Annotated in this window: 1 protein-coding gene; it reads left to right on the forward strand. The window is 65.0% G+C overall.

Annotation, left to right across the window (positions count from 1 at the left end; genetic code table 11):
* Nucleotides 1–167: 167 nt before the first annotated feature.
* On the forward strand, nucleotides 168–1462 hold a 1295-nt coding region (locus LQV45_RS31970; protein WP_230011494.1), incomplete at its 3' end, for an efflux RND transporter permease subunit.

Below are 1462 nucleotides of genomic sequence, written 5' to 3' on the forward strand. Positions count from 1 at the left end.
GGTCTACACCAACCCCGAGCCCCAGGTCTACGTCCGCCAGTCCATCACCGTCCAGCGCATCAACGGCGACGTCGCCGTCCTGACGGACGGGCCGCCGGCAGGGACCGTGGTTGTCACGACAGGGGCCGAGGAACTTCTCGGCACCGAATTCGATACGGCCGAGTGACATGCGCTGGCTCATCGGGATCAGCCTCCGTTTCAAGACGGTTGTTGTCGCCCTCGCGTGTGCCGTGATGCTGCTCGGTTCCCTGCAGTTGGGTTCCGCGTCCGTGGACGTCTTCCCGGAGTTTGCCCCGCCACGCGTGGAAATCCAGACCGCGTGCCTCGGGTTGACCGCCCAGGAAGTCGAAGAACTCGTCAGCGTGCCGATCGAGGCCGCCGTGAGCGGCATGCCGGGCCTGGACGAGATTCGGTCCAAGTCCGTACCCCAGCTGTCCTCGATCGTGCTGCTCTTCCATCAGGGCACTGACCTGCTCAACGCCCGTCAGCTCGTCTCGGAACGGATGGCTTCGGTGACTGCGGCGCTGCCGACGTGGGCCGCCCCGCCGGTGATGCTGCAGCCGCTGTCCGCGACCAGCCGCGTGATGAAGATCGGGATGACGTCGTCGGAACATTCGCTCATCGAAATGTCCATGCTGTCCTACTGGACCATCCGGGCCCGGCTGCTGCGGGTCCCCGGGGTGGCCAACGTGGCCATCTGGGGCGAGCGGCTCCAGATGCTGCAGGTCCAGGTGGAACCTGACAAGCTCAAGGCCCAGAACGTCTCCCTCAACCAGGTCATGGAAGTCACCGCCGGCGCCCTCGACGCCGGGCTGCTGAAATACTCGCCCGGACGCTTCATCGGCACCGGCGGCTTCATTGACAGTCCCACCCAAAGGATGGGGGTCCGTCACGTCCAGCCGATCCAGACCCCCGCCGATCTGGCCCAGGTGACCATTCGGGAAAAGGACGGCGTGGCGCTGCACCTGGGCGACGTTGCCCAGGTTGTCGAGGACCATCAGCCGCTCATTGGTGACGCCGTGATCAACAACGGGCACGGGCTCATGCTGATCGTCGAGAAGCTGCCCTGGGGCAACACACTCGACGTGACCAAAGGCGTGGAGGAGGCCCTCCACGAGCTGCAGCCGGGCCTGAGCGGTATCAACTTCGACACCACGATCTTCCGCCCGGCCAGCTTCGTTGAGGAGGCGATCTCCAACCTCAGCATCGCGCTGCTGCTGGGCTGCCTGCTGGTGGTCATGATCCTCGTGGCGTTCCTCTTCCAGTGGCGCACGGCCCTGATCAGCATCGTCGCAATTCCGTTGTCCCTGCTCACCGCCGCACTGGTGCTCTATTTCACCTCCAGTGCGATCAACACGATGGTCCTCGCGGGGCTGGTCATAGCCGTGGGCGTCGTGGTCGATGATGCGATCATCGACGTCGAGAACATCATGCGCCGGCTTCGGCAGCGACGCGCCCAGGG

This window comes from Microbacterium sp. Bi128, assembly GCF_918698205.1.